This is a genomic window from Polymorphobacter sp., from assembly GCF_048007885.1.
Classification (GTDB): domain Bacteria; phylum Pseudomonadota; class Alphaproteobacteria; order Sphingomonadales; family Sphingomonadaceae; genus Sandarakinorhabdus.
In genome coordinates, this window is sequence record NZ_CP180346.1 from 1,103,783 (window position 1) to 1,116,929 (window position 13,147).

The window sequence follows — 13,147 nt, forward strand, 5'->3', positions numbered from 1 at the left end:
CGCCAAGGCAAAGGCCTATCAGGCGCGCAGCAGCACCGGCTCCGAATCCAGCGCATAGCCGGCCGAGCGCACCGTGCGGATGACATCGGGCAGCTCGACGCCGTTCGGCGCCGCATTCACCGCCTTGCGCAGCCGCCGGATATGCACATCCACGGTGCGCTGCTCGACATAGACATCGCGCCCCCACACCGCATCAAGCAGCTGCTCGCGCGAGAACACCCGGCCCGGATGCTCGAGGAAATGCCGAAGCAGCCGGAATTCCGTCGGCCCCAGCTGCACCACATGGCCATCGCGCATCACCTTGTGCGCCGAGGTGTCCATGCTGATGCCGGCATATTCCAGGCTGCCGCCCAGAAGTGCGGGGCGCAGCCGGCGCAGCAGCGCCCGGATGCGCGCCACCAGCTCGCGCGGCGAAAACGGCTTGGTCACATAATCATCCGCGCCCGTCTCCAGCCCGCGAATGCGGTCGGCCTCCTCGGCTCGCGCGGTCAGCATCACGATCGGCAGATTGGCCGTCGCCGGCGCCCGGCGCAGCCGGCGGCACACCTCGATCCCGGAAAGATTGGCGATCATCCAGTCAAGGATCACCAGGTCCGGCTTCTCCTCGACCGCCAGCACCAGCGCTTCCTCGCCGTCGCCGGTGCGGATCACATCGAAATCTTCCTTTTCGAGGTTGTAGCTCACCAGCTCGACCAGATGGGCATCATCCTCAACCAGCAGAATCTTCGGGCGCATCACTCATTCTCCTCGACATTCGGCAACACAGACAGGTTGGGGCCAGCCAGCCGCGACGTATCATCGGTCTTGGCCCGGTCGGTGAGCCGCTTGCCGGTCACCGAATAATGCACCATCTCGGCAATCGACGTCGCATGGTCGCCGATCCGCTCCAAATTCTTCGCCACAAACAGCAGATGCGTCGACGGCGTGATGTAATGCGGGTTTTCCATCATGAAGGTCAGCAGCGAGCGGAACAGGCTGTTGTAGAGATCATCCACCCGCCGGTCGCGCTCCGAAACCTCGCGCGCCAGCGCCGCGTCGCGGTCAACAAAGGCATCCAGCACATCGCGGATCATGCCCACCACCACCCGCGCCATCTCCGGCACGATCACCACCGGCCCCACCGGCTGCGACTGCGACACCGCCGAGGCCCGCTTGGCGATGTTCTTGGCATAATCGCCAATCCGCTCCAGCACGCTCGCCATCTTCAGCGCCGCCACAATCTCGCGCAGATCGTCCGCCAGCGGCGCCCGCAGCGCGATGATTCTCACCGCCAGCGCTTCGGCTTCCAGCTCGAGGGCATCAATCCGCGCATCGCCCTTCAAAATCTCGGCCGCCGCATCGATGTTGCGCATCACCAGCGCCTGCACGGCGGCATCAATCTGCACCTCGCACAGCCCGCCCATCTGGCTGATGATCGCGCGCAGCTGGCCAATATCCTCGTCGAAGGACTTGACAGTATGGCCAGTGTTCTCAGCCACGATCCATGTCTCCCTCAGCCATAACGACCCGTGATGTAATCCTTGGTGCGCGGCTCCGACGGATTGGTGAAGATCATCGACGTGTCGCCATATTCCACCATCGTGCCCAAATGGAAAAATGCCGTCTTCTGGCTCACCCGCGCCGCCTGCTGCATGTTGTGCGTCACGATGATGATCGCATAGCGCCCGCGCAGCTCGTCGATCAGCTCCTCGATCCGTGCGGTGGCAATCGGGTCGAGCGCCGAGCACGGCTCGTCCATCAAGATCACCTCCGGGTCCACGGCAATGGCGCGTGCGATGCACAGCCGCTGCTGCTGCCCGCCCGACATCGCCGTGCCGCTCTCGCCCAGCCGGTCCTTCACTTCCTCCCAAAGCCCGGCGCGGCGCAGGGACTGTTCGACGATATTGTCCATGTCCGCCTTGCTCGCCGCCAGCCCATGAATCCGCGGCCCATAAGCAATGTTCTCGTAAATCGACTTGGGAAAGGGATTGGGCTTCTGAAACACCATCCCCACCCGCGCCCGCAGCTGCACCACGTCCATCGACGGCGCATAGATATCGACCTCGTCGAGCTTGATCTCGCCGGTCACCCGCGCGCTCTCGACCGTGTCGTTCATCCGGTTGAAACAGCGCAGAAAGGTCGATTTCCCGCAGCCCGAAGGCCCGATGAACGCCGTCACCTCATCGGTGTGCACGTCAATCGACACCCCCTTGATCGCCTCGGTCTCGCCATAGGCAACCTTGACATTGCGCGCCGTCATCTTCGGCGCAGTGGGTGTATTGGCGGGATAGCTGTTCACCAGCGCCTCTCGAACTTGTTGCGAAGATAGATCGCCACCGAATTCATGGCGATGAGAATGGCCATCAGCGCCATGATCGCCGCCGATGTCTTTTCGACAAAGCCGCGCGCCACATCGTCAGACCACAAAAACACCTGCACCGGCAAAACGGTCGCCGGCGAGGTAAAGCCCTGCGGCGTGTCCACGACAAAGGCCCGCATGCCAATCAGCAGCAGCGGCGCCGTCTCGCCCAGCGCGCGCGCCACGCCGATGATCGTGCCCGTCAAGATGCCCGGCAGGGCCAGCGGCAGCACATGCTGAAACACCACCTGGATGGGCGAAGCCCCAATGCCGAGTGCCGCGTCCCTGATCGACGGCGGCACAGCCTTGATCGCCACCCGCGCCGAAATCACGATCACCGGCAGCGTCATCAGCGCCAGCGTCATCCCGCCCACCAGCGGGGCGGAGCGCGGCATCCCGAAAAAGTTCAGAAACACCGCCAATCCCAAAAGCCCGAAGATGATCGACGGCACCGCCGCCAGATTGTTGATGCTCACCTCAATGAGGTCGGTCCAGCGGTTCCTCGGCGCAAATTCCTCCAGCCAGATCGCCGCCAACACCCCCACCGGAAAGGCAAACAAGATGGTCACGATCAGCGTCAACAGGCTGCCCAGCGCCGCTCCCCAGATGCCCGCCAGCTCCGGCACCGTCGAATCCGCCGTGCTCAAGAAGATGCTGTTGAACCCCGTCCGCAGCCGCCCCTCGCCCGAAAGCTGCCGCCACGCCGCCACATCACGGTCGCTCACCCCGCGCGTCTCGGCCGGCGCCTCAAGGTCAAACTTGCCCTTGTTCAAAAGGTCGATCTCGCTCCTGACCGGCACCCACACCGCCTCGCTCTTCCCCAAAAGCGTCGGGTCCGCCGCCAGCCGCTCGCGCAGCGCCAGCCAGGCGCCCTCGCTCACCACCGACTCGAAATCGCCCAGCTGCTCGGAAGCCTGCAACATCAGCTCGGCAAATTCCGCCTGCCGCAGCGTCTCGGCCGGCCGCGCCGCCAGCGCCTCGGCACCGATCTTCAGCACCGCCGGATCATACGTCACCTCAACCCGCACCTCGGTATCAAGAAAGCCCGTCCAGCCATCGCGCACGATGGTGAACAGCAAGAACGCCAGAAAGCTCGCCGCCAGCAGCAACGCGCCCATGCCCAGCCAGCGAAAATTGCGCTCGGCTGCATAGCGCCTTGCAATGCGCCGCTGCATCGTCGGCGACGCCCAGTCCGTCGGCGCCCGCTCGGCGCGCAGCTCAGCAGGGGCGGCCATCGTCGCCATCAGTCATAGGCCTCGCGATACTTCTTCACCACCGCCAGCGCATAGATATTGAGCAGCAGCGTGATGCCAAACAGCACCAGCCCCAGCGCAAAGGCCGACAGCGTCTTGGGGCTGTCAAATTCCTGGTCCCCGGTCAAAAGCGCCACGATCTGCGTCGTCACCGTGGTCACGCTGTCAAACGGGTTGACCGTCAGATTGGCCGCCAGCCCGGCCGCCATCACCACGATCATCGTCTCGCCAATCGCCCGGCTCACCGCCAGCAACACGCCGCCGACAATGCCCGGCAGGGCGGCGGGCAGCAACACCCGCTTCACCGTCTCCGAAGGCGTCGCCCCCATCGCCAGGCTGCCATCGCGCATCGCGCCCGGCACCGCGTTCAGCGCATCATCGGCCATCGATGACACGAAGGGAATGATCATGATCCCCATCACCACGCCCGCCGCCAGCGCCAATTCCGAGCTCGCCTCGCTCATCCCCAACGACACGGCGAAGTCGCGCACCTTCGGCGCCACGGTGAGCGCCGCAAAAAACCCGTAAACCACCGTCGGCACGCCCGCGAGCAGCTCCAGCACCGGCTTCAGCACCCGCCGCAACCCCGGCTTGGCATATTGGGTCAGATAGACCGCCGACATCAGCCCCAGCGGAATCGCCACCAGCATGGCGATGATCGCGCCGATGAAAATCGTCCCCCAAAACAGCGGCACCGCGCCAAAGGCCCCCGAAGACCCCACCTGGTCCGCCCTGAGCGCCGTCTGCGGAGACCAGCGCGTGCCCGTCAGAAACTCCACCGGCGACACCGACTGGAAAAACCGCACGCTCTCGAAGATCAGGCTCAGCACAATCCCGAACGTGGTCAAAATCGCCACCAGCGACGCCCCCATCAGCGTCCAGCGCACCGCCGTCTCGACCTGGTTGCGCGCCCGGAACTGCGGTGACAGCCGGGTAAAGCCAAACAGCCCGCCCAGCGCCGCCAGCGTCGCCGCCACAGCACCGGCCAGCAGATTGTAATTGCCCTCAACCGCCTCGAACTCCGCCGCCGCCGGCGTTGCCGCTGCATTGAACGGCTCGTCAATCTCGCCCGCCGCCAGCCCGCGCACTTCGTTCATGAAGCTCGACCGGTCGAGCGCACTCACCGGCCGCATATCGGCCGGCACACTCGCCAGCACCCGCTCATCAACCACGCCGTCGCCCACAACCGTCCAGCCCAGCAGCACCAGCAGCGCCGGCAGCAGCGCCAGAATGGCCACATAAGAGCCATGATAATTGGGCCGCGAATGCACCGCCCCGATCCGCGCGCCGCCTGCCAGCACCAGCGCATTGCCGCGCGCGCGGCCCATCACAAAGGCGAGCGCCGCCAGCCCGAACACAGCCAGAAAGAGAAACGGCAGCCCCATCAGCCGATCTCGGCCGGGTCGAGCAGCACCATCTCGCGCGCGGCCTTCGCATTTTCCGCCCGCACCGCGTCCGGCGAGGCCACCAGCCCGCGCCGCGCCAGATAGCCGCGCCGCCCCCAGGTCGATTCCCGGCTCAGCTCGACCAGAAACTCGCGCATCCCGCGCACCGCCCGCAGATGCTGCGCCTTCACATAGACATAAAGCGGCCGCGATGCCGGAAAGGCGAAGCTCGCAATATTCTCATAGGTCGGCTCCACCCCGGAAATGCGCAGCCCCTTCACCTTGTCGAGATTCTCTTCCAGATAGGAATAGCCGAACACGCCCAGCAGATTGGGGTTCGCCGCCAGCTTCTGCACGATCAGATTGTCATTCTCGCCCGCTTCCACAAAGGCCCCATCCTCGCGCAGCGCCGTGCAGATCTGCTTGTGCGCATCCGGGTCGCGCGCCTTCAGCGCCTCCATCGCCGGGTTCGCGTCGCAACCGGCCTCCATGTAAAGCTCGTTGAAGGCGTCGCGCGTGCCGCTCGTCGGCGGCGGTCCCAAAACCTCGATGCGAAGCCGCGGCAGCGCCGGATCGATATCGCTCCACAGCTTCGCCGTCTGCGGCTTGCCATAAGGCCGCGCCGCCAGCGCCCGGTAGACTTGCTCCTCGGTCAGCCCCGGAAACCGCCCCGCGCGCCCCTGCGCAATCGCCAGCCCGTCCAGCCCCAGCTGCACCTCGACAATATCGGTCACGCCATTCTTCGCGCAATCCTCGATCTCGCTCGCCTTGATCCGCCGCGAGGCATTGGCCACATCAGGAAAGCGCTCGCCCACGCCCGCACAAAACAGCTTGATGCCCCCGCCCGTCCCGGTCAATTCCACGATTGGCCCGGGAAACTGCGGGTTGGCGCGCTTGAACTGCTCGGCGATCGCCGTCACAAACGGATACAGCGTTGACGAGCCGACAATGCGCAGCTGCGTGCGCGCCGCCACCGGCGCCGCCAGCAGCCCCAGCACCGCTGCCACAAAAACCATCACGCTCGAACGCAAGACCCGGCTCCACACCAATCCATCCCTCGCCATACCGAGCGAACATGCGGCGCGTATGACAGTTTCATTGCATTTTTATGACAATGCAGGCGCCGGCGCCTCCGCCCGCGCAATCGGCAAGGTAAAGCTCACCTCGGTGCCCTCCCCCTGCCGGCTCTCGATCTCGAGCCGCCCCCGGTGCCGCTCGACGATATGCTTCACAATCGCCAGCCCCAGCCCGGTCCCCCCCATCTTGCGCGAGCGCTGCGAATCGACCCGGTAAAAGCGCTCGGTCAGCCGCGGCAGATGCTCGGGCGCAATCCCCTCGCCCACATCCGCGACCACAATCTTCACCGCGCCATTCTCCACGCCCGCACGCACCGTGATCGGCGTCCCCGTCTGCCCATATTTGAGCGCGTTCGACACCAGATTGTGCAGCACCTGCAAAATCTGGTCGCGGTCCCCCACCACCGGCGGCAGCCCGTCCGAAATCTTCAGCACCAGCTGCCGCTGGTCCTGGTCCAGCCGCATCGCCAGCGTCTTGCCGACATCGCCAAACACGCTCACCAGATCGAGCGACATCGAGGGCCGCACATATTTGTCCAGCTCGATGCGCGACAGTGACAGCAAATCGTCGATCAGCCGGCTCATCCGCCCGGCCTCATTGGCCATGATGCTCAAAAACCGCCGCCGTGCCGGCTCATCCTCCGCCGCCGGCCCCAGCAGCGTCTCGATGAAGCCCGACAGCGTCGCCAGCGGCGTGCGCAGCTCATGGCTGGCATTGGCCACGAAATCCACCCGCATCCGCTCGGTCAGCCGCGCCTGGGTAATATCCTCGAAAACCACCAGCACCCGCCCGTCATCCGCCTCCACCGCGCGCAACCGCCAGGCGCTGTTGCCGCTGCCCAGCCCGTTCACCTCGCGCCTGATGCTCGTCCCCTTCGCCGCCGCCTCCGACACCGCGTCCAGCACGGCCGGGTGCCGCAACACCAGCCGCAGGTCGCCGCCCTCGATCCGCGCGCCAAACAGCGTCCGCGCCGCCGCATTGGCCGCCACCGCGCGCGCGCCCTCCACAATCAGCGCCGGGTCGGCAATCGCCTCGATGCTGATCCGGTCCGGCGGCAGCAGCACCGGCTCCGGCGGCGGCGGCACCACACGCACCGGCTCCGGCGCCGCCACCGGCCGCCGCCCCATCAGCCAGCCCAGCCCAAGCGCGGCCAGCATCAGCGCCAGAAAGGCCAGCACCATCGAGGCGCTCATCGCACAAACCCCGCCAGCACCCCGTCCAGCGCATCATAATGGTCAATCACCGCGTCCGCCCCCAGCGCCGCCGCCGGCCGGTCCGAAAAGCCAAAGCTCACCGCCACCACCGGCACGCCTGCCGCCCGCGCCGCCGCCACATCGGTCATCGAATCGCCCACATAGGCCGCGTCCGCCACATCGCCGCCCGCCGCCTCGATCGTCGCCCACACATGGCCGGGGTCGGGCTTGGGCAGCGGCACCGAATCAAACCCCATCACCGCCGAAAACCGCTTCGTCCAGCCCAGCGCCCCGATCAGCCCCTGCGCCAGCGCCACCGGCTTGTTGGTGCACACCGCCAGCCGGCAGCCCGCCGCCGCCAGCCGGTCCATCGCCGCCTCCACCCCCTCAAAGGGCCGCGACCCGTCGGCAATGTGCAGCCAATAATAGTCCAGAAACGCCGGCACCCCGGCCTCCACCAAGGCAGGCGACGCCGTCCCGCTCGCCGCCAGCCCGCGCTCCAGCAGCTTGCGCGCGCCGTGCCCCACCATATGCCGCACCGCTTGCGGGTCCACCGGCGGCCGCCCCAGTTCGCCCAGCGCATGGTTCAGCGCCGCGGTCAGGTCGGGCGCCGTGTCCACAAGCGTCCCGTCCAGATCAAAAACGATTGTGCCAGGATATTTCACAGCAGCCAATTGACCCCGCCTCGCTTCCCAACGCAAGGCCGATATGGCATGCCCCAAGGCGTGAGCACGTCCCCCTCCCCTGCCCCGCTGGCGGCCATCATCCTCGCTGCCGGCCAGGGCAAGCGCATGCAATCGGCGCTGCACAAAACGCTCCATCCTATCGCCCATAAACCAATGCTGTTGCACATATTGGACAGTCTTGCTCCGCTTTCGCCCGTCCATCAAATCGTCGTCGTCGGCGCAGGCCGGAGTCAGGTCGAAGCCGCGCTCAAGGGCCGCCCCGTCCGCCTCGCCCATCAGGCCGAACAGCTCGGCACCGGCCACGCCGCCCGCCAGGCTGAAGCCGCGCTCCAGGGCTTCCAGGGCACCGTCCTCATCCTCGCCGGCGACGTCCCCCTCATCACCACCGAAACGCTGCAAAAACTCGCCGCCGCCCTCACGCCAGACACCGCCGCCGCCGTCCTCGGCTTCCGCCCATCCGACCCCGCCCATTACGGCCGCATCCTCACCACCTCCGACCGCATCACCAAGATGGTCGAATACAAGGACGCCACCCCCGAAGAGCGCGCCACACCGCTGTGCAATTCCGGCCTCATGGCCGTGCGCGCCGCCGATCTCTGGCCCCGCCTCGCCCGCCTCACCAACACCAACAAAGCGCAAGAATATTATCTCCCCGATGTCATCACCCAGATCATCGCCGATGGCCTCACCGCCCGCCTCATCGAAGCGCCCGCATCCGAAGTCCTCGGCGCCAACAGCCGCGCCGAGCTCGCGACAATCGAAGCCGCCTTCCAGGCCCGCGCCCGCACAGCCCTCATGGCCGCCGGCGTCGCCATGCCCGCCCCCGAAACCGTCTTCCTCGCCCATGATACCACCGCCGAGCCCGACGCGCTCATCGAGCCCTTCACCGTCTTCGGCCCCGGCGTCCATATCGGCCGCGCCGCCCGCATCCGCGCCCACAGCCATATCGAAGGCGCCCACATCGGCGAAGGCTGCGAAGTCGGCCCCTTCGCCCGCCTCCGCCCCGGCACCGTCCTCGAGCAAGGCGTCAAGATCGGCAATTTCGTCGAAACCAAAAACGCCCGCTTCGCCCCCGGCGCCAAGGCCAACCACCTCAGCTACCTGGGTGATGCCCATATCGGCGAAGCCGCCAACATCGGCGCCGGCACCATCACCTGCAATTATGATGGCTTCGCAAAGCACCAGACCATCATCGGCACTGGCGCCTTCATCGGCTCCAACACGGCGCTGGTCGCCCCGGTCACCATCGGGGAGCGCGCCATCATCGGCGCCGGCAGCACCATCACCTCAGATGTCGCGCCAGACGCGCTCGCCCTCACCCGCGCCCCCCAGCAGGCCAAGCCCGGCTGGGCCGCCCGCTTCCGCGCCCTCATGTCAAAAAGGCCCAAATAGCCCATGTGCGGCATCATCGGCATCACCAGCACCCCGTCCAGCCCCCCCGCCGCGCCGCGCCTGCTCGAAGGCCTGCGCCGCCTCGAATATCGCGGCTATGACAGCGCCGGCATCGCCACCGAAGCACACGGCCACATCGCCCGCCGCCGCGCCGCCGGCAAGCTCGACAATCTCGCCGCCACCCTCACCCAAGACCCGCTCCCCGGCCACAGCGGCATCGCCCACACCCGCTGGGCCACCCACGGTGCCGCCACGACCGACAATGCCCATCCCCATGCCACAGAAGCCGTCACCCTCGTCCACAACGGCATCATCGAAAACTACAAGGCCCTGCGCACCGAAGTCCTCGCCGCCGGCCGCACCCTCGCTTCCGAAACCGACAGCGAAATCGTCGCCCATCTCCTCACCCTCCTCCTCGCCAAGGGCCACACCCCCGCTCAGGCCCTCGCCGCCCTCCTCCCCCGCCTCCACGGCGCCTTCAGCTTCGCCATCCTCTTCACCTCAGAGCCCGGCGTCCTCTACGGCGCACGGCGCGGCAGCCCGCTGGTCATCGGCCATGGCACCAATCCGCAAGCCCCCGAACACTTCCTCGGCTCGGATGCGCTCGGCCTCGCCCCCTTCACCAACCAGATCACCTATCTCGAAGAAGGCGACAGCGTCCGCCTCACCCCCACCACAGTCGAAATCACCAACGCCGCCGGCCAGCCCGTCACCCGCCCCCTCACCATCTCCAGCGCCTCCGCCGCCCTCATCGAAAAGGGCAGTTACCGCCACTTCATGGAAAAAGAGATCCACGAACAACCCATCACCGTCGCCCAGACGCTCGGCCCCTGGCTCGATCCCCTCACCGAAACCGTCACGCTGCCCCAAACCACCCTCGATCTCGCCCAGATCAACCGCATCCAGATCGTCGCCTGCGGCACCGCCCTTCTCGCCGGTCACATCGCCAGCTACTGGCTCGAAGATCTCGCCCGCATCCCCACTTCGGTCGAAAACGCCTCCGAATATCGCTACAAAAACCCCGTCACCAGCCCGGACACCCTCCTCCTCCTCATCTCCCAATCGGGCGAAACCGCCGACACGCTCGCAGCGCTCCGCCACGCTCAGGCCGCCCACCAGCCAACAGCCGCCATCGTCAACGTCCCCACCAGCACCATGGCCCGCGAAGCCGGCCTCATCCTCCCCACCCACGCCGGCCCCGAAATCGGCGTCGCCAGCACCAAGGCCTTCACCTGCCAGCTGGCCGTCCTCGCCGCCTTCTCGGTCGCACTCGCCCGCCTGCGCGGCCACCTCACCCCCGAATCCGAAGCCGCCCACGTCCGCCTGCTCGCCCAGGCCCCCGCCCTCATGAACGAAGCCCTCGCCCTCGAAACCCAGATCCACACCGTCGCCCAAACCCTCAGCCGCGCCCGGGACATCCTCTACATCGGCCGCGGCCCCGATTATCCCCTCGCCCTCGAAGGCGCCCTCAAACTGAAAGAAATCAGCTACATCCACGCCGAAGGCTATGCCGCAGGCGAACTCAAGCACGGCCCCATCGCGCTCATCGACGAACACACCCCCACCGTCGTCATCGCGCCCTCAGGCCCCCGCTTCGAAAAAACCGTCAGCAACATGGAAGAAGTCAGCGCCCGCGGCGGCCCCGTCCTCCTCATCACCGATCAAACAGGCAGCACCACCACCACCAAAACCCTCATCGCAACGCTGGCCATCCCCAACACCGACCCCTTCCTCCAACCCCTCATCACCGCCATCCCCATCCAACTCCTCGCCTACCACACCGCACTCGCCAAAGGCACCGACGTCGACCAACCCCGAAACCTCGCCAAATCCGTCACCGTCGAGTGATCAAAAGCCTCCGGCGGCTGGGGCCTCAGGCCCCAGACCCCATTTGTTGACATGCGCCCTCCCCAAAGGCAGATTCTCCCCTATGGCGCAAAAACCGACATCCCTCGCCGAGCCGGCCCGTGAATGGATCGCCCAGCGCGTCGCCACCGGCGCATGGCCAAGCTCCGAGGCCTATCTGAACGAGCTGGTCGAGCGAGACCGGATCGACACCGAAAGACAAGCCGCCCTCAACGCCGCCCTCGACGAAGGCGACGCAAGTGAAGACTGCGGCCTGTCCATCGAAGAAATCTTCGCCGAAGCCCGCAAACGCAATCTCGGTGCCAAAGCTTAGGTTCACTGCCGCAGCCCGGCAGGATCTCGACGCCATCTATGACTATGGCTTCAAAAACTTCGGACTCGATACCGCAGACCGATACGCAGCAATGCTCATGGCCACCGCAAATGCCCTGCTCGATTTTCCAATGATCGGCACAGAAGTCCCGAACCGAAAACAACCGTTGCGCCGCATCTCAGCCGAAAGCCACATCATCTACTACCGACCGGACACAAAGGGCGTGCTGGTCACCCGCGTCCTCCACCAACGCATGGACGCCGACCGCCGCATCTGAATTGCTAAACACAGTTCTCAGGAAAACTGCCTCCGGCGGCTGGGGCCTCAGGCCCCAGACCCCAATAGTCAGCGGCTCTTGGTCATGGTTCGGCTGCTAGCCAACCACAATCATAAATGTATGGCGGTGGCAGCTGCTTGCAATCTTCTCGCCAACGCTAACCGACCCAGTTCGAACCGGACGCAAGCAATCAAACCCATCAATAACTTCTGGGGTGCAGGGGGCGCCGCCCCCTGCCCGCCGGAGGCAAGTCAGATCACTCCGCCGCCACCCCCAGCAGCCCGCCCTGACGGTCGTCCTCGGCGTTCGCCACGCCGCCTTCGCTCGTCGTCTTGGCCAGCTTGCGCGAGTCAAACGCGTTCCAAACCTCGCCCCAATTGCCCCGGGTCGCGGCCTTGGAATATTCCGTCGCCCGCGCCTCGAAGAAATTGGCATGCTCCACACCATTGAGCAGCGGCGTCAGCCACGGCAGCGGATGCTCTTCCACCATATAGATCGGCGCCATGCCCAGCTGCTTCAGCCGCCAGTCGGCGATGAAGCGCACATAGCGCTTGATGTCCTTCGGCGTCATCCCCGAAACCGGCCCCATCTCAAACGCCAGGTCGATGAACGCATCCTCCAGCCGCACCGTCTTCTGGCAAACGTCCGCAATGTCATCCCTGATCTTCGAGGTCAGCACGCCCGTTTCCGCGCAAAAAGCGTGAAACAGCTTCACAATCCCTTCGCAGTGCAGGCTCTCGTCGCGCACGCTCCAGCTCACGATCTGCCCCATGCCCTTCATCTTGTTGAAGCGCGGGAAGTTCATCAGCATCGCGAAGCTCGCAAACAGCTGCAGCCCTTCGGTAAACCCGCCAAACATCGCCAGCGTCCGCGCAATGTCCGCGTCGCTGTCCACGCCGAACGTGTTCATGAAGTCATGCTTGTCGCGCATCTCCTTGTAATTCAGAAACGCCGAATACTCGCTCTCCGGCATCCCGATCGTGTCGAGCAGATGGCTGTAGGCGGCGATATGGATCGTCTCCATGTTCGAAAACGCCGTCAGCATCATCTTCACTTCGGTCGGCTTGAACACCCGGCCATATTTGTCATGATAACAGTCCTGCACCTCCACATCCGCCTGGGTGAAGAAGCGGAAGATCTGCGTCAGCAGATTGCGCTCATGGTCGGTCAGCTTCTGCGCCCAGTCGCGGCAGTCCTCGCCCAGCGGCACCTCCTCGGGCATCCAGTGCACCTGCTGCTGGCGCTTCCAGAAATCATAGGCCCAGGGATATTCAAAGGGCTTGTAGGACTTGGAGGCCTTGAGAAGAGACATCGGTCAGGTTCCTTTTAAAACTCGTTACGCGTGTCAGCAGAGTGGGAGGGGGTCC

13 protein-coding genes are annotated in these 13,147 nt (G+C 65.6%); 4 read left to right on the plus strand and 9 right to left on the minus strand.

The window, feature by feature from the left end; genetic code table 11:
- Positions 1 to 18 precede the first annotated feature (18 nt).
- The 8 genes from phoB to gph form a co-directional block, all read right to left on the minus strand.
- Entirely contained in the window at positions 19 to 735 is a 717-nt protein-coding gene (gene phoB / locus ACMVO5_RS05235; protein WP_416909016.1) for a phosphate regulon transcriptional regulator PhoB, read from the minus strand.
- Positions 735 to 1,478 (minus strand): phosphate signaling complex protein PhoU, encoded by a 744-nt coding sequence (gene phoU / locus ACMVO5_RS05240; RefSeq protein ID WP_416909017.1) that lies wholly within the window; start codon positions 1,476 to 1,478, stop codon positions 735 to 737. The genes phoB and phoU overlap by 1 nt, the downstream gene beginning before the upstream one ends.
- A 14-nt stretch (positions 1,479 to 1,492) precedes the next feature.
- Positions 1,493 to 2,239, minus strand: a complete 747-nt coding sequence (gene pstB / locus ACMVO5_RS05245; protein ID WP_416909305.1) for a phosphate ABC transporter ATP-binding protein PstB — start codon at positions 2,237 to 2,239, stop codon at positions 1,493 to 1,495.
- 35 nt (positions 2,240 to 2,274) lie between these two features.
- Positions 2,275 to 3,573, minus strand: coding sequence for a phosphate ABC transporter permease PstA (pstA, locus tag ACMVO5_RS05250; RefSeq protein ID WP_416909306.1), 1,299 nt, complete (start codon positions 3,571 to 3,573; stop codon positions 2,275 to 2,277).
- A gap of 8 nt (positions 3,574 to 3,581) precedes the next feature.
- Positions 3,582 to 4,976, minus strand: a complete 1,395-nt coding sequence (pstC, locus tag ACMVO5_RS05255; protein ID WP_416909018.1) for a phosphate ABC transporter permease subunit PstC — start codon at positions 4,974 to 4,976, stop codon at positions 3,582 to 3,584.
- Entirely contained in the window at positions 4,976 to 5,992 is a 1,017-nt protein-coding gene (locus ACMVO5_RS05260; protein ID WP_416909307.1) for a substrate-binding domain-containing protein, read from the minus strand. The genes pstC and ACMVO5_RS05260 overlap by 1 nt, the downstream gene beginning before the upstream one ends.
- Positions 5,993 to 6,082: 90 nt before the next feature.
- On the minus strand, positions 6,083 to 7,246 hold the full coding sequence (locus ACMVO5_RS05265; protein WP_416909019.1) for a sensor histidine kinase: 1,164 nt from the start codon (positions 7,244 to 7,246) through the stop codon (positions 6,083 to 6,085).
- Positions 7,243 to 7,911 carry a phosphoglycolate phosphatase gene (gene gph / locus ACMVO5_RS05270; RefSeq protein WP_416909308.1) on the minus strand — a complete coding sequence of 223 codons (669 nt, stop codon included), beginning with the start codon at positions 7,909 to 7,911 and terminating at the stop codon, positions 7,243 to 7,245. Before gph ends, ACMVO5_RS05265 begins: the two co-directional genes overlap by 4 nt.
- Positions 7,912 to 7,971: 60 nt before the next feature.
- On the opposite strand from gph, the gene glmU reads away from it, so the two are divergent.
- The 4 genes from glmU to ACMVO5_RS05290 all read left to right on the plus strand — a co-directional run bounded on the left by glmU (position 7,972) and on the right by ACMVO5_RS05290 (position 11,780).
- Entirely contained in the window at positions 7,972 to 9,324 is a 1,353-nt protein-coding gene (gene glmU, locus ACMVO5_RS05275) for a bifunctional UDP-N-acetylglucosamine diphosphorylase/glucosamine-1-phosphate N-acetyltransferase GlmU (protein ID WP_416909020.1), read from the plus strand.
- Between the two features lie 3 nt (positions 9,325 to 9,327).
- Positions 9,328 to 11,172 carry a glutamine--fructose-6-phosphate transaminase (isomerizing) gene (gene glmS, locus ACMVO5_RS05280; protein WP_416909021.1) on the plus strand — a complete coding sequence of 615 codons (1,845 nt, stop codon included), beginning with the start codon at positions 9,328 to 9,330 and terminating at the stop codon, positions 11,170 to 11,172.
- Positions 11,173 to 11,254: 82 nt separating this feature from the next.
- Positions 11,255 to 11,503, plus strand: a complete 249-nt coding sequence (locus ACMVO5_RS05285) for a hypothetical protein (protein ID WP_416909022.1) — start codon at positions 11,255 to 11,257, stop codon at positions 11,501 to 11,503.
- The gene (locus ACMVO5_RS05290) at positions 11,490 to 11,780 is read left to right on the plus strand and encodes a type II toxin-antitoxin system RelE/ParE family toxin (RefSeq protein WP_416909023.1); all 291 of its coding nucleotides are present in this window, start codon (positions 11,490 to 11,492) and stop codon (positions 11,778 to 11,780) included. Before ACMVO5_RS05285 ends, ACMVO5_RS05290 begins: the two co-directional genes overlap by 14 nt.
- A gap of 256 nt (positions 11,781 to 12,036) precedes the next feature.
- Here ACMVO5_RS05290 and ACMVO5_RS05295 read toward each other — a convergent pair whose 3' ends face one another.
- On the minus strand, positions 12,037 to 13,092 hold the full coding sequence (locus ACMVO5_RS05295; RefSeq protein ID WP_416909024.1) for a ribonucleotide-diphosphate reductase subunit beta: 1,056 nt from the start codon (positions 13,090 to 13,092) through the stop codon (positions 12,037 to 12,039).
- Positions 13,093 to 13,147: the final 55 nt, after the last annotated feature.

Excerpts from the sequence above, each read along its gene's own strand:
- pstB (WP_416909305.1), bottom strand. The coding sequence starts at position 2,239 with ATGACGGCGCGCAATGTCAAGGTTGCCTATGGCGAGACCGAGGCGATC.
- phoB (WP_416909016.1), bottom strand. The coding sequence starts at position 735 with ATGCGCCCGAAGATTCTGCTGGTTGAGGATGATGCCCATCTGGTCGAG.
- ACMVO5_RS05285 (WP_416909022.1), top strand. The coding sequence starts at position 11,255 with ATGGCGCAAAAACCGACATCCCTCGCCGAGCCGGCCCGTGAATGGATC.
- ACMVO5_RS05265 (WP_416909019.1), bottom strand. The coding sequence starts at position 7,246 with ATGAGCGCCTCGATGGTGCTGGCCTTTCTGGCGCTGATGCTGGCCGCG.
- ACMVO5_RS05295 (WP_416909024.1), bottom strand. The coding sequence starts at position 13,092 with ATGTCTCTTCTCAAGGCCTCCAAGTCCTACAAGCCCTTTGAATATCCC.
- ACMVO5_RS05260 (WP_416909307.1), bottom strand. The coding sequence starts at position 5,992 with ATGGTTTTTGTGGCAGCGGTGCTGGGGCTGCTGGCGGCGCCGGTGGCG.
- glmS (WP_416909021.1), top strand. The coding sequence starts at position 9,328 with ATGTGCGGCATCATCGGCATCACCAGCACCCCGTCCAGCCCCCCCGCC.
- pstA (WP_416909306.1), bottom strand. The coding sequence starts at position 3,573 with ATGGCCGCCCCTGCTGAGCTGCGCGCCGAGCGGGCGCCGACGGACTGG.
- pstC (WP_416909018.1), bottom strand. The coding sequence starts at position 4,976 with ATGGGGCTGCCGTTTCTCTTTCTGGCTGTGTTCGGGCTGGCGGCGCTC.